General features: G+C 58.5%; 20 protein-coding genes and 2 pseudogenes. 9 read left to right on the top strand and 13 right to left on the bottom strand.

Annotation, left to right across the window (positions count from 1 at the left end):
* Positions 1-293 precede the first annotated feature (293 nt).
* Positions 294-1,010, top strand: a complete 717-nt coding sequence (locus tag FB009_RS22770; protein WP_164818311.1) for a fimbrial biogenesis chaperone — start codon at positions 294-296, stop codon at positions 1,008-1,010.
* Positions 1,011-1,574: 564 nt separating this feature from the next.
* On the opposite strand, the gene FB009_RS22765 is transcribed toward FB009_RS22770, so the two are convergent.
* The 9 genes from FB009_RS22765 to FB009_RS22725 form a co-directional block, all read right to left on the bottom strand.
* Positions 1,575-2,231, bottom strand: coding sequence for an isochorismatase family cysteine hydrolase (locus tag FB009_RS22765; RefSeq protein WP_011970378.1), 657 nt, complete (start codon positions 2,229-2,231; stop codon positions 1,575-1,577).
* 16 nt (positions 2,232-2,247) lie between these two features.
* Entirely contained in the window at positions 2,248-2,790 is a 543-nt protein-coding gene (locus FB009_RS22760; RefSeq protein ID WP_011970379.1) for a hypothetical protein, read from the bottom strand.
* Positions 2,791-2,859: 69 nt separating this feature from the next.
* Positions 2,860-4,152 (bottom strand): epoxide hydrolase family protein, encoded by a 1,293-nt coding sequence (locus FB009_RS22755; protein WP_127581505.1) that lies wholly within the window; start codon positions 4,150-4,152, stop codon positions 2,860-2,862.
* 312 nt (positions 4,153-4,464) lie between these two features.
* Positions 4,465-4,827, bottom strand: a complete 363-nt coding sequence (locus tag FB009_RS22750; RefSeq protein WP_011970381.1) for a response regulator transcription factor — start codon at positions 4,825-4,827, stop codon at positions 4,465-4,467.
* A gap of 19 nt (positions 4,828-4,846) precedes the next feature.
* Positions 4,847-7,474 (bottom strand): PAS domain-containing protein, encoded by a 2,628-nt coding sequence (locus FB009_RS22745; protein WP_145161969.1) that lies wholly within the window; start codon positions 7,472-7,474, stop codon positions 4,847-4,849.
* 109 nt (positions 7,475-7,583) lie between these two features.
* The gene (locus tag FB009_RS22740; RefSeq protein WP_011970383.1) at positions 7,584-7,952 is read right to left on the bottom strand and encodes a response regulator; all 369 of its coding nucleotides are present in this window, start codon (positions 7,950-7,952) and stop codon (positions 7,584-7,586) included.
* Positions 7,952-10,393: a PAS domain-containing sensor histidine kinase gene (locus FB009_RS22735; protein WP_234837894.1), complete on the bottom strand. Its 2,442-nt coding sequence runs from the start codon at positions 10,391-10,393 to the stop codon at positions 7,952-7,954. Before FB009_RS22735 ends, FB009_RS22740 begins: the two co-directional genes overlap by 1 nt.
* Before the next feature lie 78 nt (positions 10,394-10,471).
* Positions 10,472-11,661 (bottom strand): IS3 family transposase gene (locus FB009_RS22730; RefSeq protein WP_145161966.1). Its coding sequence is split into 2 segments (ribosomal slippage): positions 10,472-11,412 and positions 11,412-11,661, totalling 1,191 coding nucleotides; the frame shifts between segments, so codons are not numbered across the junction.
* 42 nt (positions 11,662-11,703) lie between these two features.
* Entirely contained in the window at positions 11,704-12,279 is a 576-nt protein-coding gene (locus FB009_RS22725) for an MEDS domain-containing protein (protein ID WP_186447676.1), read from the bottom strand.
* Between the two features lie 209 nt (positions 12,280-12,488).
* On the opposite strand from FB009_RS22725, the gene FB009_RS22720 reads away from it, so the two are divergent.
* The 3 genes and pseudogenes from FB009_RS22720 to FB009_RS22710 all read left to right on the top strand — a co-directional run bounded on the left by FB009_RS22720 (position 12,489) and on the right by FB009_RS22710 (position 13,976).
* Positions 12,489-13,442, top strand: coding sequence for a LysR family transcriptional regulator (locus FB009_RS22720; protein ID WP_102045397.1), 954 nt, complete (start codon positions 12,489-12,491; stop codon positions 13,440-13,442).
* A 119-nt stretch (positions 13,443-13,561) separates the two neighbouring features.
* Positions 13,562-13,677: pseudogene (locus FB009_RS33280) on the top strand (SDR family NAD(P)-dependent oxidoreductase); the annotation flags it as partial.
* A 40-nt stretch (positions 13,678-13,717) separates the two neighbouring features.
* Positions 13,718-13,976, top strand: a pseudogene (locus FB009_RS22710) (tautomerase family protein).
* 3 nt (positions 13,977-13,979) lie between these two features.
* Here FB009_RS22710 and FB009_RS22705 read toward each other — a convergent pair.
* Complete coding sequence (locus FB009_RS22705; protein WP_127581511.1) at positions 13,980-14,648, bottom strand: VOC family protein; 669 nt, start codon at positions 14,646-14,648, stop codon at positions 13,980-13,982.
* 199 nt (positions 14,649-14,847) lie between these two features.
* Between FB009_RS22705 and FB009_RS22700 the strand changes: the two genes are divergently transcribed.
* From FB009_RS22700 to FB009_RS22685, 4 genes are all read left to right on the top strand, one after another.
* Complete coding sequence (locus tag FB009_RS22700; RefSeq protein ID WP_127581514.1) at positions 14,848-16,143, top strand: epoxide hydrolase family protein; 1,296 nt, start codon at positions 14,848-14,850, stop codon at positions 16,141-16,143.
* 94 nt (positions 16,144-16,237) lie between these two features.
* On the top strand, positions 16,238-17,047 hold the full coding sequence (locus FB009_RS22695) for an SDR family NAD(P)-dependent oxidoreductase (protein WP_127581517.1): 810 nt from the start codon (positions 16,238-16,240) through the stop codon (positions 17,045-17,047).
* 85 nt (positions 17,048-17,132) lie between these two features.
* Positions 17,133-18,161 carry a D-cysteine desulfhydrase family protein gene (locus FB009_RS22690; RefSeq protein WP_162304050.1) on the top strand — a complete coding sequence of 343 codons (1,029 nt, stop codon included), beginning with the start codon at positions 17,133-17,135 and terminating at the stop codon, positions 18,159-18,161.
* Positions 18,162-18,197: 36 nt separating this feature from the next.
* Complete coding sequence (locus tag FB009_RS22685; RefSeq protein ID WP_011970391.1) at positions 18,198-18,791, top strand: NADPH-dependent FMN reductase; 594 nt, start codon at positions 18,198-18,200, stop codon at positions 18,789-18,791.
* Between the two features lie 1,184 nt (positions 18,792-19,975).
* On the opposite strand, the gene FB009_RS22675 is transcribed toward FB009_RS22685, so the two are convergent.
* Genes FB009_RS22675 through FB009_RS22665 form a run of 3 tightly spaced genes read right to left on the bottom strand, consistent with a single transcriptional unit; the run spans position 19,976 to position 22,181 of the window.
* Entirely contained in the window at positions 19,976-20,962 is a 987-nt protein-coding gene (locus FB009_RS22675) for an enoyl-CoA hydratase/isomerase family protein (protein ID WP_234824717.1), read from the bottom strand.
* A 29-nt stretch (positions 20,963-20,991) separates the two neighbouring features.
* A complete protein-coding gene (locus FB009_RS22670; protein ID WP_101806561.1) occupies positions 20,992-21,462 on the bottom strand; it encodes a RidA family protein in 471 nt (156 codons plus the stop codon).
* Positions 21,456-22,181: an SDR family NAD(P)-dependent oxidoreductase gene (locus tag FB009_RS22665; protein WP_011970395.1), complete on the bottom strand. Its 726-nt coding sequence runs from the start codon at positions 22,179-22,181 to the stop codon at positions 21,456-21,458. The genes FB009_RS22670 and FB009_RS22665 overlap by 7 nt, the downstream gene beginning before the upstream one ends.
* A 260-nt stretch (positions 22,182-22,441) precedes the next feature.
* Between FB009_RS22665 and FB009_RS22660 the strand changes: the two genes are divergently transcribed.
* Entirely contained in the window at positions 22,442-23,536 is a 1,095-nt protein-coding gene (locus tag FB009_RS22660; protein WP_145161964.1) for an NAD(P)H-dependent flavin oxidoreductase, read from the top strand.
* Positions 23,537-23,622 lie beyond the last annotated feature (86 nt).

Raw genomic sequence — 23,622 nt, 5'->3', positions numbered from 1 at the left:
CGCGAAGGAGGCCAGGCGCTGCGAAACCCTGCCATCTCCGCGCCCGGCCTCCTTCGCCCTAACCCGGGAGCAAAATGAATGAGGCACCGTGGTAATATCGGGGAGCATCGTTAGGTGCGGCAATACGTGATCTCAGTCAGATTGTCGCTCTACAGGGGCGAGTGTCTCGGTATCCTTGCTAAGAGATGAACGTGTTGTCGCATGTGGCGTGCGGGCAGCTAAATGATGGCTTCCTGGCGTATGTGTCTGGGTCTTTCACAGAAGCCATGCTGAGTAGCCGACAGGAGATCGCTATGACTTCCATTCTGAAGAGCATCGGCGCAGCCGCTTTGTTCGTGCTTTGTACCCTCGCCGCCAATGCCGCTTCGCTCATGATTTCGCCATCCTCCATCGAGCGTGTCGCACCGGATAGGGCAGCGGTTTTGCACCTCAGGAACCAGACGGACCGTCCAATTAGCATAGAGGTGCGGGTCTTCCGGTGGAGGCAAAAAGGCGGAGTAGGGAAACTGGAGCCGACCAGCGACGTGGTCGCAAGCCCGAAATCAGCGCAGCTCTCGCCGCACGGCAGCCGCGTTGTCAGCGTGGTTCGCGTCAGCAAGGAACCGCTGCGCTCTGAGGAGAACTACCGAGTGGTGATCGACGAGGCTGATCCGGCGCGGAACGCGCCAGACACCGAAAGGCTTGCAATGCAGCACGTTCTGCCAGTCCTTTTCCGCACGTCGGCTGGGCCTGGGCCGCAGGTTGATTTGAGTCTAACGCGCTCCCGCGGCTGGCTTGTGCTCGTCGTCGAAAATAAGGGGGCGAGAAGGTTGAGACTGTCTGATGTGATGCTGATGCAGGGCGGTGAAGTCATCGCCCGTCGAGAAGGGTTTGTCGGTTATGTGCTGCCGGGCCTGACGCGGCACTGGCGAGTTGGCAGGGACGACAGTTATTCTGGCGGCGTCGTGACGCTTTCAGCGAATAGCAGCGGCGGCGCGATCGGCGAACAGCTTGTGGTTAGCGGTCGCTAGGGCTTTCGCGCAGGTTCCTGTCGGGCTATTGCGAAATGCATAGGTGCCTTTGTTGATCGGCCGTGCAGTATAGGTGTGCGGTAGCCGGATACCAATACAGCACGAAAACGGCTTAGTTGCCGGTTCGGGCGCTTTCGAGGAACTGAGATCCTCCTACGGCAATCCCCAAATCGCCGATGTCAGCGAATCCATCCACAGGCATAGAGAGCCTGATCACACTGTTCAAAAACAAAGTTCCATAAATAGGCGTTCCGCCACAGTGATATCTTTTCAGTAGCTTAGCTAATTGAATAAGAGGCCTACGGTTCACATCCCTTCAAGAGCGACCAGTAAGACCATTTCGGCTGGCTCTTGCATTTATGACGCCCTGGGAGAGTTACCTTGGCATTGCCGAAAATGGTGGATGCTGTTTCGCAAGGGTGGCTTCGGGCCACTCCGCGCTCGAGGCCACCGCTGACATGGATTTTTGCCGTATAGAGGACTTTGGATAGCTGATCCAGTTTATGCTCCTCCAGGTTACATTAGGGAAGACGCTCGGCGTTAGCCGAACGGGGGTAACGTCGTTTATTCGGGAGCAACCGCAAGGGCTCCCGCGGAGGCAATCGCCTGTAGGACCTCTTCTGTAGAGATGATGGCGTTCGCATAATTCGGCATATTGATCTCTAAGGCGGCGCGCATCATCTCATCCGAATAATCGGCTACCGCGTCGTTTATGACAGTCACATCATATCCTAGCTCAGCCGCAAACCTGACCGTTGCCTCGATACATGTGTGCGCGATAAGGCCTATCACGATCACGCGCTGTATTCCGCGGCGCTTGAGCAGATTGTCGAGATCGGTGTTTGCAAATCCGCTCGAGCACCAATGTTCCTGCGCGACGCTCTCGCCAGCGGCAGGCACGAATTCCGCCCTGAACTCACCGCCCCAGGTGCCGTATGAAAAGCTCTTTCGGTGCCAGGCGGCACGTTGAATAGGCGCGATATATTTCCAGTTCTCGTAGTCGCCCTCGCGATAGCGATGATGCATGGCGAAGAAGACGGGCATCTTTACCTCGCGCGCCGCCTGCAGGATCTGCGCCATATGCTCGACGCAGTTGTTGGCTTCTGCGACGGACTGGATCCGGGACCAGATCTTGCCGCCTTCGGAGATGAAGTCGTTGTAAGGGTCGACCACCAGCAGCCCTGTGTTGGTGACATCGAAGGGAACGGTCAGATGGGTCATGACGGAACTCCAGGATTCAGGCTGCCTTCGCGGGGGTCTGGCGAAGTGCGAAACGCTCGATGCTTGCTGCGAAAAGGGGGGTCTCGCCCTTGTTGTGCGCGATGGATATCGGCTGGCGCTGGGTCTTGAAGATTTCGAACGGAATACCCTGGCGGTCCAGCCCAGCGAGCATCTCGTCGGTAGCGAAGGACTGAACCCGGTTCGTGAATTCGCAGCGGTTCTTGTCCAGTGCCTTGACGCTAAGCTCCCAGGTCACATGAATGACAACGCGGCCCGTCGGGGTGAAAACGTCGGAGTCCGAGTCGAGGATCAGATGGGTCTTCTCGCCAAGTGTCTCGTGATAGTGTTGAACCATGAGGCTGCCGCCGATCGTCTCGACGTTGATGGACATCCGGGTGCCGTCCGGCGCAGTTGTGAAGCCAGCAGCGATATGAGCGGGCGAACATCCCTGGTATTCCTTTTCGGGCAGCGAAAAGCACCATGCCGGGATGTCGATCTTCTCGATCGGCGCGTTGATGATGGCAGTGAAGCTAGAGTCTACGATCTGCTTTTCACGCATAGTCGTTCTCCTTGTTCAGTCGGCGAGGATGAGAGGTCGGCGCGGAGCGCCCCGCGCCGCTTTTGAGATTCAAATCTGGTCGCGAAGCGACTTGAATGAGGCACGGAGTTCCGAGGTGAAAAGCGCAGGCTGCTCCCAGGCTGCGAAGTGGCCGCCCTTCGGCAGGCGGTTGTAGTGGATGAGCTTCGGATATGCCTTCTTTGCCCAGCTCTGCGGCGCCTGGTAGATTTCGTCCGGAAACGCACTGACAGCGACGGGGATCTTGATGCCGCGGGGGTCGAAGAAGCCGCCGCTCGGATGATGGGCATTGTCCCAATAAAGACGCGCGGAAGAAATTGCCGTGTTTGTCAGCCAGTACAGGGAAACGTTGTCGAGGACGTCGTCAGGGCTAAGGCCCTCTTTTTCTCCGTCAATCGACCTGGCGATCATGCGGTAGCTGCGGATGTCGTGGTCGAGCATCCACGCCGCAAGACCGATCGGCGAGTCCACGATGCCGTAGAGTGTCTGCGGCCTGTTGTTCATCTCGATCGCGTAGCCGAGGCCATTCTTGTTGAAATCGTCGAGCTGATCCCACGCCCGCCTTTCGTCGGCAGACAAGCCTTCCGGGGGCGTTCCTGCGGCCAAGGACTTCGAAATCTCGGCCGGAACGGTGGCGGCCATGTTCGTGTGTATGCCGAGTAGGCCAGGGGGCTGCTGGACGGCCATGAGTTCAGTCACCGCGTTACCCCAGTCGCCGCCCTGGGCGACGTACTTCGTATATCCCAGACGCTCCATGAGCACGGCCCAGGCCTTCGCGATCCGCGGCGGGTTCCACCCGGTCTCCCGAGGCTTGCCGGAAAAGCCGTAGCCGGGGAGGGACGGAATAACGACGTGGAAGGCGTCTGCTTCGGTGGCGCCATAGGCGGTCGGATCGGTCAGGGGCTTTATGATCTTCAGCTGCTCGATCACGGAGCCTGGCCACCCATGGGTGATGATGATCGGTAGCGCGTTTTCATGCTTCGACTTCACATGGATGAAGTGAATGTCGAGTCCGTCGATCTCCGTCGTGAACTGCGGAAACGCGTTGAGGCGGGCCTCGACGTTGCGCCAGTCATGGTGTTTCCAGTGCTTCGCGAGCTTCTTTATCGTTTCGAGACGCACCCCTTGGGAGTCGTCTGCTACGTTTTCCTCGTCCGGCCAACGGGTGGCTGCCACCCGGCGATGGAGATCAATCAGCTGTTCATCGGTAGCCCTGAACTTGAACGGCTTGATCACCGGAGCCTCGGTGGCGGCAAAAGCTTGGGGAACCATCCCCACCGCGCCTGCGGTCGCGGCCGCAGCAAGAAGAGTTCGACGGGTCACCTGTGCCTGTATCTGCGACATGGTATCCTCCTGGATGTTGTTCGTTTTAGCCAGGAGGAGCGTCACATCTCTGAAGCGTTGCCACTATTGCACGATGGTATGGACGACACTTTGGTATCTGTATTCTTCCCAATGCCCGTTAACGAAATCAACGTGTCCGTCTGCGCGGACGGTGAAGACGATGCTTGGAATTGCATTCAAGACTTTGCCGAAATCCGGTTCCATGATCGATCCGACCCCATCTCGATACCTGAACTTACATCATTCCGAAGCAGGAGGCCTACCGCTGAACGTTTCGCGGCTATCACTCCAACACTTGGCGAACGTAACAACTTAGTCTATCGCGGCCAGTGCCACTTGAAGTTCCTCATCGCCAAAAGGTTTGAACAGGCACTCTACTGCACCGTCCTTCATCAGGCGGGTTCGCAGGATCTCATCCTTGAGCGCAGTGACGAATATCGTCGGAACCTGGTTTCCCCGTCTCGTAAGCTCCTTGAACAGCTCGGGTCCGGTCATGCCGGGCATGGCAATGTCGAGTATCATTCCATCGCTGAATGCGAAGGCACCCGCATGCAGGAAGGCTTCGGCCGAGTCGAAGGTATGGACATCAAATCCGAACGAACGGAGAAGGTCTGGCAGCGCCTCTCGAACGGACTCGTCGTCATCGACCACGGAGATTTGTTTCCGCTTCGTCATCGCTCCCCCTTTCTGGGCTTTATCTTGGTGCCACCGAGCCATCCGTCTGAAAGGTTTCAGCTTGCCCGGGCGGGTGGATTGGCACGGAGAAACCGACTGTTGCTCCATGCAAGGCATTGCTCTGCGCCCAAAGGCGACCACTGTGACTTTCAATAATCGAGCGGCTAACGGACAGCCCGATGCCCATTCCATCGGGCTTGGTTGTGTAGAAGGCGTCAAAGATCCGCTTTGTACCATCCATCCCGAAGCCGATCCCGGTATCTTCGATGATCAATCGCACCTCTGCGTCTCTGGCCTCCGTTCTGATGACGATACGGCCCGGGCGCCCTTCGACGGCTGATGTTGCCTCGATAGCGTTGCGAAGCAGGTTCATGATCACCTGTTGGAGCTGTACGCGCGCACCTGCGACGGAGGGGAGTGCTGCGCCGAATTCTGATACGACCGAAACGCGAGCTCGCTGGATCTCACCGAACGCGAGGGCAATCACCTCTGTGGCGACCTCGTTCATGTCTATGGGTTCGATCAACGGCGGCTTACGACTGAAGAGTGCCCGCAGCCGTACGATGACATCGGCTGCACGGTTGGCGTCGCGGATCATGCGGCGAGCTGTATCCCTAGCCACTTCGAGGTTGGGCGGCTCGGTGTCGAGAACACGAAGACATGTGCTTGCGTTAGTCACAATTCCAGCCAGAGGCTGGTTGACTTCGTGGGCAATGGATGCGGTCAGTAGCCCAAGGCTGGTTATACGTGTCACATATGAGAGTTCAGAACGGACTTTGTTTAGTGCTTCCTCCGCCTCGCGGCGCTCCGTGACATCCTGAACCGCTCCGGCTAGCTCTTGCTCGCCATCCTTGTTTTTTTTACTGTGTGCAAGCACGCGAACATGCTTGACGGACTGATCCGCCATAATAAGCCGAATATCGTAGTCAAAGTCGCCATTTCCTGCGCGAGCAGTTTCGATCACGTTGCAAACTTTGAGCACGCTCTCAGGATCCAGTCGCGAGAGTACAGTCTGGATGGTCACGGGACTGCTCGGATCGACGTCGAATATTCTATAGGTCTCGGCGGACCAGACAATCTCGCCAGTTTCCAGTCGCAGCGAAAAGCCGCCAGTCTTGCTTAACCGCTGTGCATCAGCCAGGAATGCTTCGCTTCGCCTAAGTTGTTCCTCCGTTCGCTTGCGATCATCGATATCGGTCAACAATCCATACCAGCGGATAATCTCACCGTCGGTATTGCGGAGCGGAAGACCTCTGAGTTGGAACCATCTCCAAATCCCGTCATGGCGCAGGAATCGGGTTTCATAATCGTATGGCTCGCCAGTCGCGATCGAACCCATGAAGCTGTCGATGCATAGCTGTAGGTCGTCTGGATGAGTGATCCCGTTGGTTGCCCAGTTGTCGAGTTCATCAATTGGACGCTGGAAGTAGTCGATTATCTGTTGGTTGCCGCCGACTAGCTTCGCATCAGGCGAAAAAATGGCAATCATCCCGGCAATGCCATCAACGATGAACCTTGATTCCCGCTCGCGCTCCGCAAGTGCCTCCTCGGCGCGCTTGCGGTCGTCGATGTCAACGTGCAAGGCGTACCAGCGGACGATTTTTCCCTCGTCGTCGATGAGCGGCGAACCCGTGACCTGGAACCAGTGATGGACCCCGTCTGCTCTTCGGAGCCGAACCTCAAGATCGTACGGTTGTCCGAGTGCTACGGCACGATCGACTGCATCGATCATCCTGGGCATATCATCGGGATGAACGACGTCCGTGCTACACCAATCCCGAAGCTCTTCGAGCGTTCGTCCGTAGTAGCGCAGAAGCGGACCGTTTATCGCCTCTACCTCTCCACCGATGCCGATAACGCCGATGCCAGCGGGAATGCTTTCGAGGACCACTCGTGCTTCGCGCTCGCGCGCTGCTAGCTCCAGTTCCGCGCGCTTGCGATCGTCGACGTCGACCAGGAGATGAAACCATCTCAAAATCGTGCCGTTCACATCTCTAAGGGGGAGACCGAGAACATTGTGCCAGCGATACATTCCATCGTGACGCAGATGTCGGCTTTCGACGTTGTAAAACGTCCCAGAGAGATGCGCGTTTAGTTGGTCCTCAATGGTCGCTTGGAGGTCCTCCGGATGAACAACCTCCGTCGCTTTCCAGTCCTTCAGCTCCTCCAGTGTCCTGCCAAAGTATTCGAGAGCCGGATTGTTGAGAGCCTCGACATCGCCACTCGGTGTTGTTACTGCCACCGGCACCGGAATGCTGTCCACGATACGTTGAAAGTCGTTTTTGTCACGGGGACGGCTATCCACGGTAGACTCAGTAGCGATGCCGTACCATCGACGTTCGGCCGCGCCATCATCCATCGGGTTGCAGCGCAGAAGAAGCGAACGGCCAACCCCATCTGGGAGGCTGAGGGGAATTTCCATCTGGAACGGCTGGCTCTGTTGCAACATCGATCGGAGTTTCGAGTGGAATGTCGCGCCATCGGGACGCTCGATGGCGATCGGCCAACTCCAGTCCCTGTCGCTTTGAAATTGAATGCCAACGTAATCCGCGAGGGCCCGATTGACAAAGTCGATGACGCCACCGGGGTTGATGCTGAACACCATACCCGGCAAAGTGTCGAGAACTCGAACGAGCCCCGCTTCCATGACTGTCCTTTCGAGCTCGGCTTGCTCGGACAGCGTACGTTCTCGACAACTATTCGAGTATTATCCTAAGGTGTTGGGTGTGGTGGCGGGCGCCGAGCAACCTGCGGCGTTAGCGCAATGCTCGATCGAGTGCGTCTTGCAGTGCAACGTCGCTGAAGGGTTTGAAGAGGCAGTCTACAGCGCCGCTCTGAAGCAGCGGAATGCGCTCGCTCTCATCTTTATGCGCGGTGATGAAGATTATGGGAATCTTCTCGCCTCGCCGGGCAAGTTCTTCCTGCAATTCCGGGCCGGACATGCCAGGCATGGCGACGTCCAGAACGAGGCAGTCGGTGTCCTTCAACCATTCGGACGCAAGGAACTCATCAGCTGACGAAAACGCACGGACGTCGAAGCCAAATATGCGGATCAGGTCGGGGAGGGCTTCTCGGACCGACTCGTCATCATCCACGACTGAAACGAGCGGCTTTTGCGTCTTCATCATGTCTTCATTTCCGGGGGCGATGGTCTGTCGACCGAGTCCTTGTCGAACGGCAAAGCGAAGCCGAATATGGCGCCACCAGAAGGTCTGGGCTCCGCCCATATTTTCCCTTTGTGTGCCTCGATAATGGAGCGGCTCACCGACAGCCCTATTCCCATACCGTGCGGTTTCGTCGTGTGGAATGCGTCGAACAGCCGCTCCACGTCCGTTCCTTCGAGACCGACCCCATGGTCCTCGACCACAACTCTGACCTCGCCAAGGCCCACGACCGTGCGAACGAATATCTTCTTCTGCGTTTGGGCAGTATCGGTCATCGCATCGATCGAGTTACGAAGGAGGTTCATTATTACTTGCTGGAGTTGCACCCTGTCTCCGAGGACAAAGGGCGGCGGATCGGCAAGTTCCTCAATTAATAGAATTCTTCCTCTTTGCAGGTCGCTGGCGGCCAGCCCTATCAGCTCTCGAATGGCGTCGTTGAGATCCAACCACTCGACGGTCGCCACACCCCGTTTGAACAGGTTCCTCAGTCGCAGTATGACGTCCGATGCTCGATTGCCGTCTCGGATAGTTCTTTTTGCCGTCTCGACGGCCCCAGTAATATTCGGAGGATTTGCGCACAACATTCGCAGTGAAGCGCTCGCGTTCATGATGATGCCAGCCAACGGCTGATTAACTTCGTGCGCTATGGATGCTGCCATTGTGCTGAGGCTCGTCACCCTGGCCAACTGGCTCAGTTCGGAGCGCAGCTTGTCGCGACCCAGTTCTGCTATCCGCTGGGCCGAGACATCTTGGACTGCCCCTATGCATTCCATCGTGCCATCGAGGTGCCTGATTATCCGTCCAACCACCCGGACATGTTTGATTTGGCCATCGACGAACAGTCGTATCTCGTAGTCGGGATTGTCGCCTCCCTGCCGAACATCGGCCATTTTAATTGCAAGAAGCGGCAGATCCTCCTCGTAGACTCTCTGGCCAATTGCGTCGAAATCGACCACGCGGCCACTTTCGAAACCGAAGATGCGATTCAGTTCTTCCGAGAAGGTTATTTCGTCAGTCTCCACCTTCCAGGAAAACGTACCTGTTTGGCTAATTCGCTGCCCTTCGCGTAGCAGGACGTCACTCCGGCGCAGTTGCTCCTCAGCGAGCTTTCTCTCGGTGATATCTGCGACCGCACCGATGAACTCCGGATCGGCGGGATTATTGCCGATGTTTTGAAGGACGACATGGACATACTTTACAGCACCATCCGTCATCAAAAGCCGATGCTCTACATCGACATTCTCTCCGCGGTTCATCGCATTTGAGATCAGTTTTTGGATTCTGGGTAGGTCCTCGGGATGGCAGCGATCCAGCATCATCTCCACGGAGGGGGTAATTCCCACGTCCTGCCCCGCCACACGGTATGCCTCATCGGACCAGTATATGTCGTTGGTTGCGGGCCTCCACCAGACGCTGCCTGTCACTGTCAGGCGCTGGGCCTGGGCCATCAGCGCCGCACTACGGCGCATTTCTTCTTCAAACCGTTTTCGGTCGTCTATGTCGGTGTTGGTCCCGTACCACCGAACAACCGCTCCTTCGTCGCTGTAGACTGGGTTGGCCCGGAACAAAAACCACCTGTATTGCCCGTCCCATCGTCGAAGCCGCGCTTCGGTTTCACCCGGCATCCCTGAGGCGAGTAGCTCCATCCATACGCTTTGTAGCGCCCGAGAGTCGTCCGGGTGGATCGATGCAGCCCATCCCCATCCCGCCGCTTGCTCGCTCGATATCCCGAGAAAAGTCAGGAAGTGTTCGTTGAAAAAATCGGCTCGGCCGTCGGGAAGTGTCGACCAGGCCATGACCGGGATGGCGTCCGCGATTCTATTAAGTTCGCGTTCCGCAACGGCGCGTGTGTCGTCCCGAAAGCGGATTGCTTCCGTGATCGCAAGGGCAGCCTGACAAGCTGCGACGTGCAGGAGGATGCGGTCCTCTTCGGTGGGAAACGACGATACCGTCGATCCGGCGACGAGAACGCCCACTTTTCCATTCACGCCAAGCTTCTCGATCAGCACCCGCAGGTCGGACTCACCGTGCTCGACGTTGGTTTCGCGGGGCCAGACAGCTATGTTGGCCCCCAACGTCCTCACCAAGTCGCTGATGATTACGGCACCTGCGTCGACGAAGTTCGTCCTGGAACGCTCCTTGAGCACTTCGGCTTGATCGCCGCTCCCAGCAACGTTGACGACCAAGAAGTCAACGTCAAGGATCGATCTCAATGCATCAAGCAGGGCGCTGCAAATCCCGTCGACAGTCCCGCCAGTCCAAGCTGCCGGAAGAGCCGTGACACTCAGGATATCGTTCATGCAGCGCCGAAGTCTTTCGTTCTCCGACGCGACCATGACCATGTCGGGCATGTCGTTATTCAGCAGCTGCCGACTGCTCCTCTCGCCCAGAACGCCTTCCATGCAGTTCCGCTAGAAACTGCGCTGGCGGGATGTAAAATGGATTTTCCCGGAGGATGCCGCTGACCTTGCCCCCAAGTTTTATCCAATTTTGAGTTCGCTCCAGCGGTTTTTGGTTTCGGTATTTGCGGCGGTAGCGGCGGGATGCGGTGCGGAGCCATTTCGGCTGCGCAGCACCGCATCACGTCGCGGGTTGATTGTCTGAGCGAACTCGGCAGGTGTCATCCAGCCGAGTCCAGAGTGTGGCCGGTGATCGTTGTAATCGCTGCGCCAGTTTGAAAGCGCTGATCGAGCATGGGTCAGTGACGAGAACAGAGTTTCATTCAGGAACTCGTCTCGCAACCGCCCATTGAAGCTTTCGATGAAGGCGTTCTGGATCGGTTTGCCCGGCGCAATGTAATGCCAATCGACATTGGCCCGATCCGTCCATTGCAGGATCGCGTTGCTGGTGAACTCGCTGCCATTGTCGCTGACGATCATCTTCGGCTTGCCTCGTTCCTCGATGATCCGGTCCAGCTCACGGACAACCCGCAGGCCGGAAAGGGACGTATCGGCGACGAGTGCCAGGCACTCCCTGGTGCAATCGTCGACGACCGTAAGCACCCGGAACCTGCGACCATCGGTGAGTTGATCCGACACGAAGTCCAGTGACCAGCGATCATTGGCGGCAAGCGGGATCAGCATCGGTGCTCGTGTGCCTATCGCTCGTTTCCGACCGCCGCGCTTGCGCACCGTCAGCTTCTCTTCCCGATAGAGCCGGAAGAGCCGCTTGTGGTTCACAAGGTGACCCTCACGCCTGAGCAGCACATGAAGGCGGCGATATCCAAAGCGGCGGCGTTCATGCGCCAGCGCCTTCATCCGCTCGCGAAGGTCATGGTCATCGCTGCGCCTGGTTTCGTAACGGATCGTCATCCGGCAAAAGCCGATGGCTTTACACGCCCGCCGTTCGCTCATCTCGTGGTGATCCATCAGATGAGCGACAGCTTTCCGCCTTGCTGCGGGCGTCACCACTTCTTTCCCAAAAGGTCTTTCAAAGCCGCATTGTCGAGCATCGCATCCGCCAGAAGCCGCTTCAGCTTCGTGTTCTCGTCTTCCAGTGTCTTCAGCCGCTTGGCCTCGGATACGTCCATGCCGCCGAACTTGGCCTTCCACTTATAGATGCTGGCATCGCTGACGCCATGCTTGCGGCAAAGCTCCGAGACGGGCGTGCCCGCTTCGTGCTCCTTGAGAATGCCGATAATCTGTTCGTCCGTGAAACGGTTGCGCTTCATTCCCTGGTCCTCTCGATGGGCCAGAGCTTACTTCAAAATGGATTATTCCAACGGGGCAAGGTCACCGCCAATCACCACGACCGGGTGTGTCCTTAAAATGTCAACGATCGTGTCGCCACCAAACCTCGTCAGATCATAGACGCAGATCACAACGTCGTCGTGCTGGTCCCATAGGTCGTTAATCCGGGATTCGAATTGGATGAGATCTTGAAGATGCTGTTGGCTTTCGGCGGCCCAATCCATGTCACAGACAATACGGCTGAGCGGAAAGCCCTGCCTGTTGCCGCTCGCCATAGCCGAGAACTCTTCCACCATTCGATCTTGGTCGAAGACGCCGTTCTTCAGGTAGGCGTCGACCGTAGTTCGAACTTCAAGCTGGCCGGAGCCCTGCAAATCTTCGGTGTCGATTCCTTCGCAGCGCAAACGGGCGACGTGAGCTTCGCGCTTGTCTGCGCCGACCAAGTGGATCGCCCTATGGCCGCACAGAAAGCCATCATGGATGAAAGGGTCGAGAACCTCCGACGCGCCGCGGGTGCCCTCGAAGAACGCGCAAACGTGCCGATGGCGCCCAAGTTTCACGCCAGCAAAGCGAATGTCGTCGGGGCGCATCTCCGTCATGCGACACCGCTTTTCAGCCCTGCCGATGCTATCTGGCTATATCCTTTTTCCATCCGCACGTCATTCCGAGCCCATGCAGTAGACGCTGCATGATGAGCATTCTGTCGTCTATTGTCCAATGGTATTGGGAAGAGACTTGTTGCGGCAGCTGGCTTTGCAGCGGCATGTTTCTGCAAGCATAACGCTGAAGACATCACTGGAGTTTGGCTATGGATCGCATTGATGCGATGAAGGTCTTTGTCACTGCCGTGGAGGAGGGGAGCCTAGCCGCTGCCGCCAGGAAGTTGAAGCGTTCGCCCACTGCGATCAGCCGGGCGCTCGGTCTTCTCGAAGAGCGCGTGGGTGTCGAACTTCTCCACCGCACGACGCGAAGCCTGAAGCTCAGTGAGGCGGGGCAGCGTTACGTGGAAGTGTGCCGCAGGGTTCTCGTGGACCTCGAAGAAGCAGATATCATTGCCGGAGGCGAGCGGTCGTCGCCACGCGGCGTGCTGACAATCTCCGCGCCTCCCATCCTCGGGGAGGAGGTGCTTCGGCCGATTCTCGACAAGTTCCTGAAACAGCATTCCAGTGTGTCCGTCCGACTGTTGATGCTCGACCGTTTTGTCAATCTGGTCGATGAGAGGGTTGATATTGCGCTCCGGATAGGCAACCTCACGGACTCAACGCATATTACGACCCGGATCGGCGGCGACGTCCGACGTGTCGTCGTAGCGTCACCTGACTATCTCGCAAATCGTAATGCAATTCGAGAACCAGGTGACCTCCTGCAGCACGACATTATCGCATTCTCGAATTTTGGGATCGATTCCTGGGCCTTCAGCCCCGTCGGCCAAGGTACAATCCCCAGAACCGTGCATTTCTCACCGAGGTATGTCGTGAATAGCGTGCGTGCGGCCGCGGCGTCGGCCGCTGGGGGGATGGGCGTAACGCGACTCTATTCATATCACGTCGCTGAACTTGTCCGAGATGGAGCCTTGAAGATAATACTCTCCGAGTATGAGCCGTCAGCGCTTCCCGTCCACCTTCTGACACCGCAGGGAAGAATTTCCGTACCGAAGGTTCGGGCTTTCATCGATTTTGCAGGTCCGAAACTAAAAGCAGCGCTTGCGAAAATCGCGGCTGAGTCAGGAGCCTTAGCGCAAATTATGCCGAAAATCGGTTGATTGTCGTCCTTGCGGTGACAATTCTCTCGAACACCGACTGCATCTAAATCTAACGCACCGACGCCGAGAGCGCAGGCACGGCCAGAAAAGCGGCCGAGCACTTGGAAAGGATTCGTATTATGAGCAGTCAACAAAAGGTTGCCATTATCACTGGTGCCTCACAGGCATTGGCGAAGGATTGGTAAAGGCATATCGCGAGCGCGGCTACAACATCGTCGCCACATCCCGCTCGCTCGGCACCCCTCTATCGCCGACAATCGATGAAGGAAAGACCAATGCCTATCGTCACGGTTCAGGTTACCCGGGAAGGCACGACGCCCGACCGCATGTCGGTAACCGCCGAAGAAAAAGCCCGAATTAATCGCCGGAGTGAGCCAGATCATGCTCGATGTTCTGAACAAGCTTCTCGAGTCGACCTATGTCGTTATCGAGGAAGTTGATCTCGACAACTGGGGTTGGGGTGGCCTCCCGACGGCCGATCACCGAAAGCTCTTCGCGGAGTCCGCTAACGTGCGAGATCGCTCCTCGAAGTAGGTATCAGGTCGGCAGCTCTGAGCCGGACTGCTCTGCGATCATGTACTGCGAGTACCAATCCGGCCAGTTCTCGTCGTGTTTCCCGCCAGTTCGCTTCTCATGTTCGCCATGAGCGGCGGCGGCACGGCGAAGTGCGCTCGCGAGATCAGCGGACGAGACGTAGACCGCGCCCTTTGCGTCTATACGGCCGGGAAGACGGTTCGTGACTTCCTGGAATATCCAGCCGTTCCCGTCCGGATCACTGAATGAGGCAAAGGAACCGTAGCTGGCACGTGACGGGTGCGGGCCAGGGAGGCGGTTTTCCGTTTCGCGACGGTGAAACACACCGCCAGCATCATGGAAGACGCCGCTCATTTCAGCGCCGCGGGAGGCAAGCGCCGCATGCGCCAACTCGATGTCGGATACGATCAGGTGAAGTCCCTGAGCCGAGCCAGGCTGTGCGGACGTGATCCTGGATCCGAAGATGACGGAGCAGGGCGATCCGGGTGGCGTCACCTGAACCACCCGGAAGCCGTCGCTACCGGAAACGTCCGCATCCAGCCGCCAACCGAGCCCCGTATAGAAGGTCTTGGCGCGGTCGACGTCGGAGACTGGAATGACGACTACCTCGAGCTTCATGTCGAGATCACTCGCTGCGTCGATCGTTGGCATGATGCTTTCCTGAATGGTCATGTTGCTCTCCCTCGGTTGCATTCGTGGCGCGGGAGACGATGAGCCTGCGGTTGACGCATGTCCATTAACCGATGGTGTCGGCTTCTGGACGAGTTCGGCCGATCCATAGGTATTGCCGATACCATGGTGCAATAGCGCCTGAGCGGCGACCGACGAACCCTAGACGCAGCTGATAGCTGTCAAATCAACGGAGCACGTCATGTCAGAAAGTGTTGAAGCCAACTCCATTTCTCTCGCGCCGACCCGGCGGGAACTTCTCGCTGCTACTGCGGCGACAGCCGCACTCAGCCTTCTGCCGGGGCACCTTAGAGCCGCAATTTCTGGAGACGCGATCCGGCCCTTCAAAGCGGCCATTCCGCAGAAGGATGTTGATGAGCTGCGTCGTCGCGTTCGTGCAGCTCGCTGGCCCGCAATGGAAACCGTCTCGGATCGTTCGCAGGGCGCGCAGCTCAAGAAGTTCAAGCCGCTCGTAGAATACTGGGGCACGGACTACGATTGGCGCAAAGGCGAGGAAAAGCTCAATACGTTTCCGCAGTTCATGACCAAGATCGACGGGCTCGACATTCATTTCATCCATGTCAAGTCGAAGCACGAGAACGCGCTGCCGCTGATTATGACGCACGGTTGGCCGGGCTCGGTCCTTGAACTGATCAAGACGATCGGACCGCTGACGGATCCGACCGCACACGGCGGTGCATCGGAGGACGCGTTCCACGTCGTCATGCCGTCGATGCCGGGATACGGTTTCTCGGAAATTCCCTCGGAAACCGGATGGGGTCCCGATCGTATCGGCCGGGCATGGCACGTGCTGATGACGCGCCTCGGCTATGACCGCTACGTGTCCCAAGGTGGTGACTGGGGCGCCGTCATTTCCGATGCGATGGCCCGACAGGCCCCGGCGGGACTACTCGGCATCCATACCAATATGCCTGCTACTGTGCCTCCAGATATCGCCAAGGCCCTGACCAACGGCGAACCCGCTCCGGCGGGGCTGTCTCCCGAGGAGAAGATCGCCTACGAACAGATGAACGTGCTCTACACCAAGGGTGCGGGATACGCCTGGATGATGGTCACCCGTCCCCAGACGCTCGGCTATGCCTTGACGGACTCTCCGGTCGGCCTGGCCGCATGGTACTACGACAAGTTCGCCGACTGGACCTACAGTGGCGGCGATCCCGAGAAGTCGCTCACGCGCGACGAGATGCTGGACGACATCTCCCTGTACTGGTTCACCGGAACCGCCACTTCGGGCGCGCGGCTCTATTGGGAGAACAATGCCAACAACTTCAACGCGGTTGATATCAAGATCCCGGCCGCCATCACCGTCTTTCCGGGCGAGATCTACCAGGCCCCGAAGAGCTGGGCCGAGAAGGCCTACCACAACCTCATCTACTACAACAAAGTCGACAAGGGCGGGCATTTCGCCGCGTGGGAAGAGCCGGACCTTTTCAGCTCCGAACTGCGGGCTGCGTTCAAGTCACTTCGCTCGGTGTAGCAGCACGGCCTGACGAGCCTCGGAGCGGGATCCGGCAACCCGGATCCCGTCGCGGGCCAGACCAACATATCACTCAAACATCAGGAGACCTGAAATGACCATCATTGGGAAAGGAACGGCGCTCATCACTGGTGCGTCGTCTGGCCTGGGAGCCATTTACGCCGACCGCCTCGCACGTCGTGGCTATGATCTCGTGCTGGTGGCGCGAAATCAGGATGCCCTCAGCAGGGTCGCGAAGGACCTTTCGAGCTCGACCGGACGCAAGGTGACCACAATCCGCGCCGACCTTGCGCAGCGGGATGATTTGCTGAAGGTCGAAGGGATTCTGCGGAGCGATCCTACGATAACGATGCTCGTCAACAATGCAGGTGTCGGCGCCGTCGACCCTCTCCTGATGTCCGACGTCGAGGCAATGGAACGGATGATCAAGGTCAATGTCACGGCACTGACGCGCCTGGTATACGCGGCGGCACCATCGTTTGCCGCTCGCGACAACGGAACCATCATCAACATGGCATCGGCGCTCGGGATCGCGCCCGAAATTCTCAACGGCGTCTACGGGGCAACCAAGGCATTCGTGATCGCCTTGACCTTCTCTCTGCAGAAGGAGTTCGCGGACAAGAACATCAGGATCCAGGCTGTGCTTCCTGGCGCCGTGGAGACGCCTTTCTGGGATGCCTCGGGCGGGTCGTTGGATCGCCTTCCGACCGACATCGTCATGAAACCCGAGGATACTGTCGATGCAGCATTGGCCGGGCTGGACATGGGTGAGCTTATCACGTTGCCGTCGGTGCCCGACGAAAATGACTGGAACGCTTACGAGGCGGCCCGGCAGAAACTGATGCAGAACCTGTCGCGCAGTATTCCCGCTTCGCGCTACCACGTGCCCGCTGCGGCGCACTAGCGGCGGTCAGCAATGGGCTGCCGTGGTGCGAGCGAACCCACGACGCGGCAGCCGCACTAGCGATAACATTTGACGGGGGACGATGATGACCGACCGAGATCCTTTGCAGAGCTTTCCCCGTGAGCGACTGATGAAAGGTCCAACGCCGATCCAGCGCTTGGCGCGTCTCGAAGAAGTTCTGGGCGAACGGAGTAGGGGCGTATCGATCTGGGCCAAAAGAGATGATCTCATGGAACTCGGCGGCGGCGGCAACAAGCTCCGCAAGCTTGAATTCCTCCTCGGGCAGGCGAAAGCGGAGGGATGTGACACCCTCGTCGTAACGGGAGGAGTTCAATCCAACTTCGCACGATTGGCCGCCGCAGCGTGCGCCAGGTCGGGGCTCGCCTGCGAGCTCGTTCTTGCTCAGATGGTACCTCGGACGACCGGAATTTATCAGGACAACGGCAATGTGCTTCTCGACCGTCTGTTTGGCGCAAGCGTTCATATACTGGACCCGGATGAAGATGCTGGCGCGTATGCGAGGCGTCGGGTCGATGAGATCGCCGAAACTCGCAGGAAAGCTCTTCTGGCGCCTCTCGGCGGCTCAACGACAATCGGTTGCCTCGGTTACGTGGATTGCGCTTTCGAACTCGCCCGGCAATCGGCTGAAACGGGTGTTGCGTTCGAGCAGATCATCATCCCCAACGGCAGCGGCGGCATGCATGCCGGGTTGGCTGCTGGCGTGGTCGTTGCGGGGTCTCACCCTTCTCGGATCGCCGCATACACCGTGCTCTCGCCTGCAGACAAGTGTCTCCCCGCAACTGCGGACAAGGTCAACGCGGTTCTTGAGCGACTGGCCAGCGACGCTCGCGTGACCGCGGACGATCTCCGGATAAGCAGTGCTCAACTGGGCGAAGGATACGGCATGCCGACTTCCGGCATGATCGACGCGGTCGAACTTCTCGCGAGATCAGAAGGGCTTCTCGTCGATCCGGTTTACGGCGGCAAGGCCTTGGCAGGGTTGCTGTCCGACGTTGAAAGTGGGGCAATCGCACCGCAGTCTAACGTGCTCTTCATCATGACCGGAGGTTCGCCCGGACTTTATGCATACGCCGACGTTCTCACTTCCAAGTAGTTCTGACCTGATCCAAAAACAGGCAAAGAGGTTACCATGTCAAAGAAGCCTAAAATCGCCCTCATAATCGGCTCCACCCGTCCGACACGGTTCGCGGACAAGCCTGCCCAGTGGATGCTGAAGCAGGCCAAGCAACGCGGCGATATCGATGTCGAAGTCGTCGATCTGCGCGATCATCCGCTGCCGTTCTTCGATGAAGTGGCGTCGAACGCATGGGCGCCCAGCAAGAGCGCCGATGCTACCCGGTGGCAGGAAACCGTAGGGAGCTACGACGGGTACATATTCGTCGTTTCCGAATACAATCATTCGATCACCGGGGTCCTGAAGAATGCGCTCGACCAGGCTTACATCGAGTGGGGCCGAAAGCCGTTCACTGCAATCGCGTACGGAAGCATGGGCGGTTCGCGCGCACTCGAACATCTCCGCGGGATCGGTGTGGAGCTGCAGATGGTTTCGACCCATGCCGCCGTTCACATCGGCGCCGGCGATTTCTTTGCTACTTCACCGCTCGGCGGCAATAAGCCGATCGAAGAAATCGAGGCCAACCTCTTGCCGTCGGCCAAGACCGCGCTCGACGAGTTGGCCTGGTGGGCGAAGGCCACGATGGCTGCGAAGGCTTCGCAACAGTAACCAGCAGGAATCATCGAGCGTCAAGGAAATGCAAGTTTCCTTGACGCTTTCGCTTCTCGGTCAGCCTTGTAGCCGTCAGAAGCTTTGCCGTTCGTGGCGATTGCATACTCTCGCTCTTGCTGCAGGTCCTCCACTGTTCAAAAGCTGCTCTTTCGCCTGATATCGCCTTCAACCCGCCGACGGCCGAACTTCGCTTGAAGTAGATCGTTGTTCGTGCGTGTAACCGCGTTGAAACCTTGTTGGTTGCTGCAGTACCCTCGCGCGTACGGAAGCGGCAACGACTAGACGAAAGTGCAACTCTCTATGAGTGAGTGAAGCAGCAGGTCCCGATAACATTAATCGGCCGTTTCCGGGATGCGGGACTTAAGTACCAACACGCGCAGAAACATCTCGCCGCATTGGTCAGTCTCATCAACGAATTGCTCGGTAGGCGCTGGTGGCGGCCCGAGAAGATTAAGGGCGGCAGACACGACGGTTCGAATAAGAATATTGAGCGAGCCCACGGCCGAATGGAGTTTGGTCCTCGGAGACTATGTGCACAACCTCCGCAGTTGCCTCGATTGTGCGATGTGCGGTGCCGAGGCCGCGGACCCGGCGGGTGACCTATCGAGGGTTTAGTTTCCGTTTGGACGTCTGGGGCAACAGTTGAATTCGAACGAGCGCAGAAGCATTGATGGGTTAGCCCCAGGCGCCATAAAGCAGATAGAAGGCATACGCACGAGATTTGGCGCCGATCTGAATTTCATCAATGAGCAATCAGGACGAGCACCGACTGCTCATTCCCGTTTCTGTCAGGCAAGTGCCAATGAGGCTGCAAATCACGAGGCCGAAAGCACGGCCTCGATCGATGACGACATCGCTGGCACTGTGGAGGTCTGGACACGCGAGATCAAAGACCGCGATCTCTCCGTCTGGAGGGCGTTTATGGCAATCGCTCTCAATGGAGCGCTCTGCGTTGGCGCAATAATCTCGCACCACGTATGCGGTGGCTCCTTCGACGTCGTTTGCATCCGCCAGGCTTGATGACCTCTGTTGAGCAGCGCGTGGGCACCACGGTGCATCTGATGGTTTCAATCCCGGCCACTCCATTCCTGACGCGGCCGTCCCGCTGAAGCGAAGGTGACATGATGGCGAACGTCGGCACCCACGCAACCTGCCGGGCTCATGGCGGGTGCCGTCTTGACCTACTTTTCGGCCAAGGTTCCGGTGTAGTGCCCCAGACGGGCTTCGATGTCCGTGTTCGTCTGCAGCCCCATCTCCATCAGGCGGCCGATATTCTTCTGGGCAACCGGGCGCTGAACAGAGGAAATAAAAGCGTCCCATCCAGCGCCGATTTCCGGGTCGCTGGGAAGGCTGGCGAAATCAACCAGGCGCTTGGTGTCGGCGATCGCCTGCCTGTCGAAACCGGAGATGCGGGTGGCGAGTGCGTCGACGAAATGGTCGAGCTTATCGTCATCGAATGAACGGTTGACGTAGCCGTACCTCTCGGCGAGATCGCCATCGACGTCGTCGGAGCCGAGAAGAACCTCGAGCGCGCGCCCGCGTCCCATCAGCCGCGGCAGACGAGCCATAGGCCCGCCGCCCGGTACGAAACCTGCGCCAACCTCCCACTGCGAGAGGATCGCTTTCTCGCGGCTGGCGAAACGCATGTCACTCGCCAGGGCGAGCTCGCTGCCGACACCAGTGGCTCTACCGCGGATGAGTGCGATTGAGACGATCGGTGCCTTGCTGATGCGGACGAGCATGTCGGGCAGGGGATGCAGACCCGTCTGCCCTGCAGGGAGGCTGGTCGACTCGGCGAGAGGCGGCGTGAAGTTGTAGTGTGTCAGGAAGAAGCCGGGGACGGCACTGTCGAAAACGACCACCCGGAGCTTGGAATCCGCCTCGATTTCACCGACCACCTTTTCCATCTGCGGGATCGTTTCCGGGCCGAAGATGTTGAAGGGCGGGTTATCGAAGGTCACGCGCCAGTAGGCGGGCGTGCGCTTCTCGACACGGATCTGCGGCCGTTCGCTGCCGGGTGTGGTTGTGATGTCTGCAGGCTTACTGCGCGTCTCCGCGACCATGGTCTGGCCGGAAAGTGCCAGCTCCGGGAGCATGAGCAGGGCGGCGGCAGTCAGGAATTTCGACGACATCGCGATCCCAATGGATCGATTTGAGTTCGGTTTCATTGCGGTCTCCATTGCTGTTGAGGGGATTGCTATCGGGCGATGTCGAGAACGAGCTCGACCTCGAGCGGCATCCCCAGCGGAATACTGGAGACGCCGAGCACGATGCGCGGCGGAAGGCGGCTGTGGCCGAAGACCGAAAGCAGCAGCTCGGAAGCTCCGTCTGCGACCTTGGGGTGTTCGCGAAAGTCGTCGGGGGCGGCTATGTACACACCCAGCTTCGCCACGGTGCGTATGCGATCAAGGGATCCGAGATGCGCTCGCGCGGCCGCCAACCCACTCAGGCACGCGGTCCTCGCGGCGTCGTAACCTTCGGCAACGGACAGCTCCCTGCCAACCCGTCCAATGTACTGTGGCGCGTGTCCGACGACGGGGAGCATGCCACTCAGGAAGAGAAGCGAGCCGACCTGAACAGCTTCGACATACGCCCCGAACGGAGTCGGCGGCGGTGGCAGTACCAGTGAGGTCTCCAGGATTCGCGCCTCAGAGCTCACCGTTACCATTTGCCGAGATGTGCGCCGTTGTCGACGTGCAGCACCTCCCCAGTGATATTGGACGCTTCCGTGAGATAGATCACGCCGTCCACGATTTCCTGCACCGCCGTGATGGTGCCCATCGGCGACAAGGATCGAAGATAGTCCCGTGAACCCGTAGCATGGAGCGGTGTGTCAACAACACCAGGCGAAACCGCGTTTACTCGGATGTTGTCGCTGGCGAACTCCAGCGCCAGGCTCTTGGTGATCGCATTCAGCCCGCCCTTGGTGATCATCGGTAGGGATGCCTTGACGCCAGCGATCGGATGGTCGGTCAGCGACGACGTAATCGTGACGACGCTTCCACCGGATCTCTGCCGAAGCATCTGTCTGACAGCGTGTTTCGTGAAGTGGACGAAGCCTTCGAGATTGGTCGCCGAGAGGCGCCGGAAGTCCTCGATCGTGTACTCGAGAAACGGCTTGGTGAAGAAGACGCCTGCATTGTTCACGAGGGCGTCGATGGAGCCGAACTGTTCGACAGCTACCTGAGAGACGCGCTCCGCCGTCTTGGGATCGCCAATGTCGCCGTCAATAAGCTCAAGCCTTCCCGCACGATCGAACGATGTCGCCTCGCTGATCCGCCGGGACGTCGCGACGACGCTCCAGCCTTTGTCCAGGAACGTCTTCACGAGCCCGGCGCCGATGCCCTGCGATGCACCGGTAATCACAACCGTTTTATGAACACTCATTCGTGCTGCCTCCATTTGTTTGCTTTCGACCGACAGCGGCCAGCGAACGATCGCTGGAGCATTGCAGCTGTTAAATTTCAGGGGCTGCCCAATGGGGCGTTGGTGGCGACTGTCGCGCCAAAGAACGTGCAGACGCTATTGTACCAAGGTGTCTCCGATACCTTTGGATCGGTAGGGATGTTGAAGACACCAAGGTCCAATAGACTCCCTTTGCCTGTTCAAATACCTCTTGAAGACCAGCGCATCGAATGGAGCCTAAAATGAGAACGTGGCATGACCGCCGAATCCTCGACCTTCTGGGAGTGGAGATTCCCGTCATTCAGGCGCCGATGGCCGGAGCGACGACGGCAGAAATGGTGATTGCCGCTTCTGAAGCTGGCGGCTTGGGTTCGTTGCCGAGCGCGCAATATTCGGTCCACCAATTGCACGAGGCGCTCTCGCAGATTACTGCGAGAACAACCAGGTCAATCAATGTAAATTTCTTCAGCCACGTGAAACCTGATGCTGATCCTGCTGGTCAGATGAGGTGGCGGGCACTCTTGGCGCCGTATTTCGTCGAACTTGGCCTTGACCCCGCTGCCCCGATCAGCGGCCCCGGACGTGCGCCCTTCGACAACGAGTTCTGCGAGGTCGTCGAAGAGTTCCGCCCCAAGGTGGTGAGCTTCCATTTCGGTCTTCCCGATCGAAGACTCGTTGATAGGGTAAAGGCCGCGGGGGCCAAAGTGCTGTCGTCCGCGACGACCGTCGCCGAGGCCGTCTGGCTCGAGGCACATAGTGTTGATGCCGTGATCGCAATGGGTTTCGAGGCTGGCGGGCATCGCGGAAACTTTCTTACGCAGGACATGACAACCCAAGTGGGAACGATGGCGCTCATTCCGCAGGTCGTGGACGCGGTTAAGGTTCCGGTCATTGCTGCCGGGGGTATCGCAGATGGCCGCGGAGTTGCGGCGGCGTTGATGCTTGGAGCGTCAGCGGTGCAGATCGGTTCTGCTTACCTTCTAACTCCAGAGGCCAAAATTCCGGATCTGCACGCCGATGCTCTGGGTCGTGCCGGCGACGCCAGTACCGCCATCACCAATGTCTTTACAGGAAGGCCCGCGAGAGGCGTCGTAAACCGACTGATGCGAGAACTAGGTCCGCTTTCGGACGTGGCGCCCGCCTTTCCGACCGCCGGAGTGGCGCTCGCCGCGATCCGCGCGAGGGCGGAGGAGGAGGGACGCGATGACTTCACCAACCTCTGGGCGGGGCAGGCCCTTGGTTTGGCGAGGCGGCTTCCCTCAGCGGAACTCACCGTGAAGTTGTTCGAGGACGCGATGGCAGCCCTGGGGGCGGGTTCGGCGATCAGGCGACTGTAGCGGTGCGCGGCAGACTGCCCCCCGCAGCGCGTCAATTCAAGACAGATACCCGAGCGCATATTTTGGGTACGGCATAGACGCCAAAC

It is taken from the genome of Sinorhizobium medicae, assembly GCF_007827695.1.
In the GTDB taxonomy this organism is placed as follows: domain Bacteria; phylum Pseudomonadota; class Alphaproteobacteria; order Rhizobiales; family Rhizobiaceae; genus Sinorhizobium; species Sinorhizobium medicae.
This window is presented reverse-complemented; position numbering and strand designations above follow the sequence as displayed.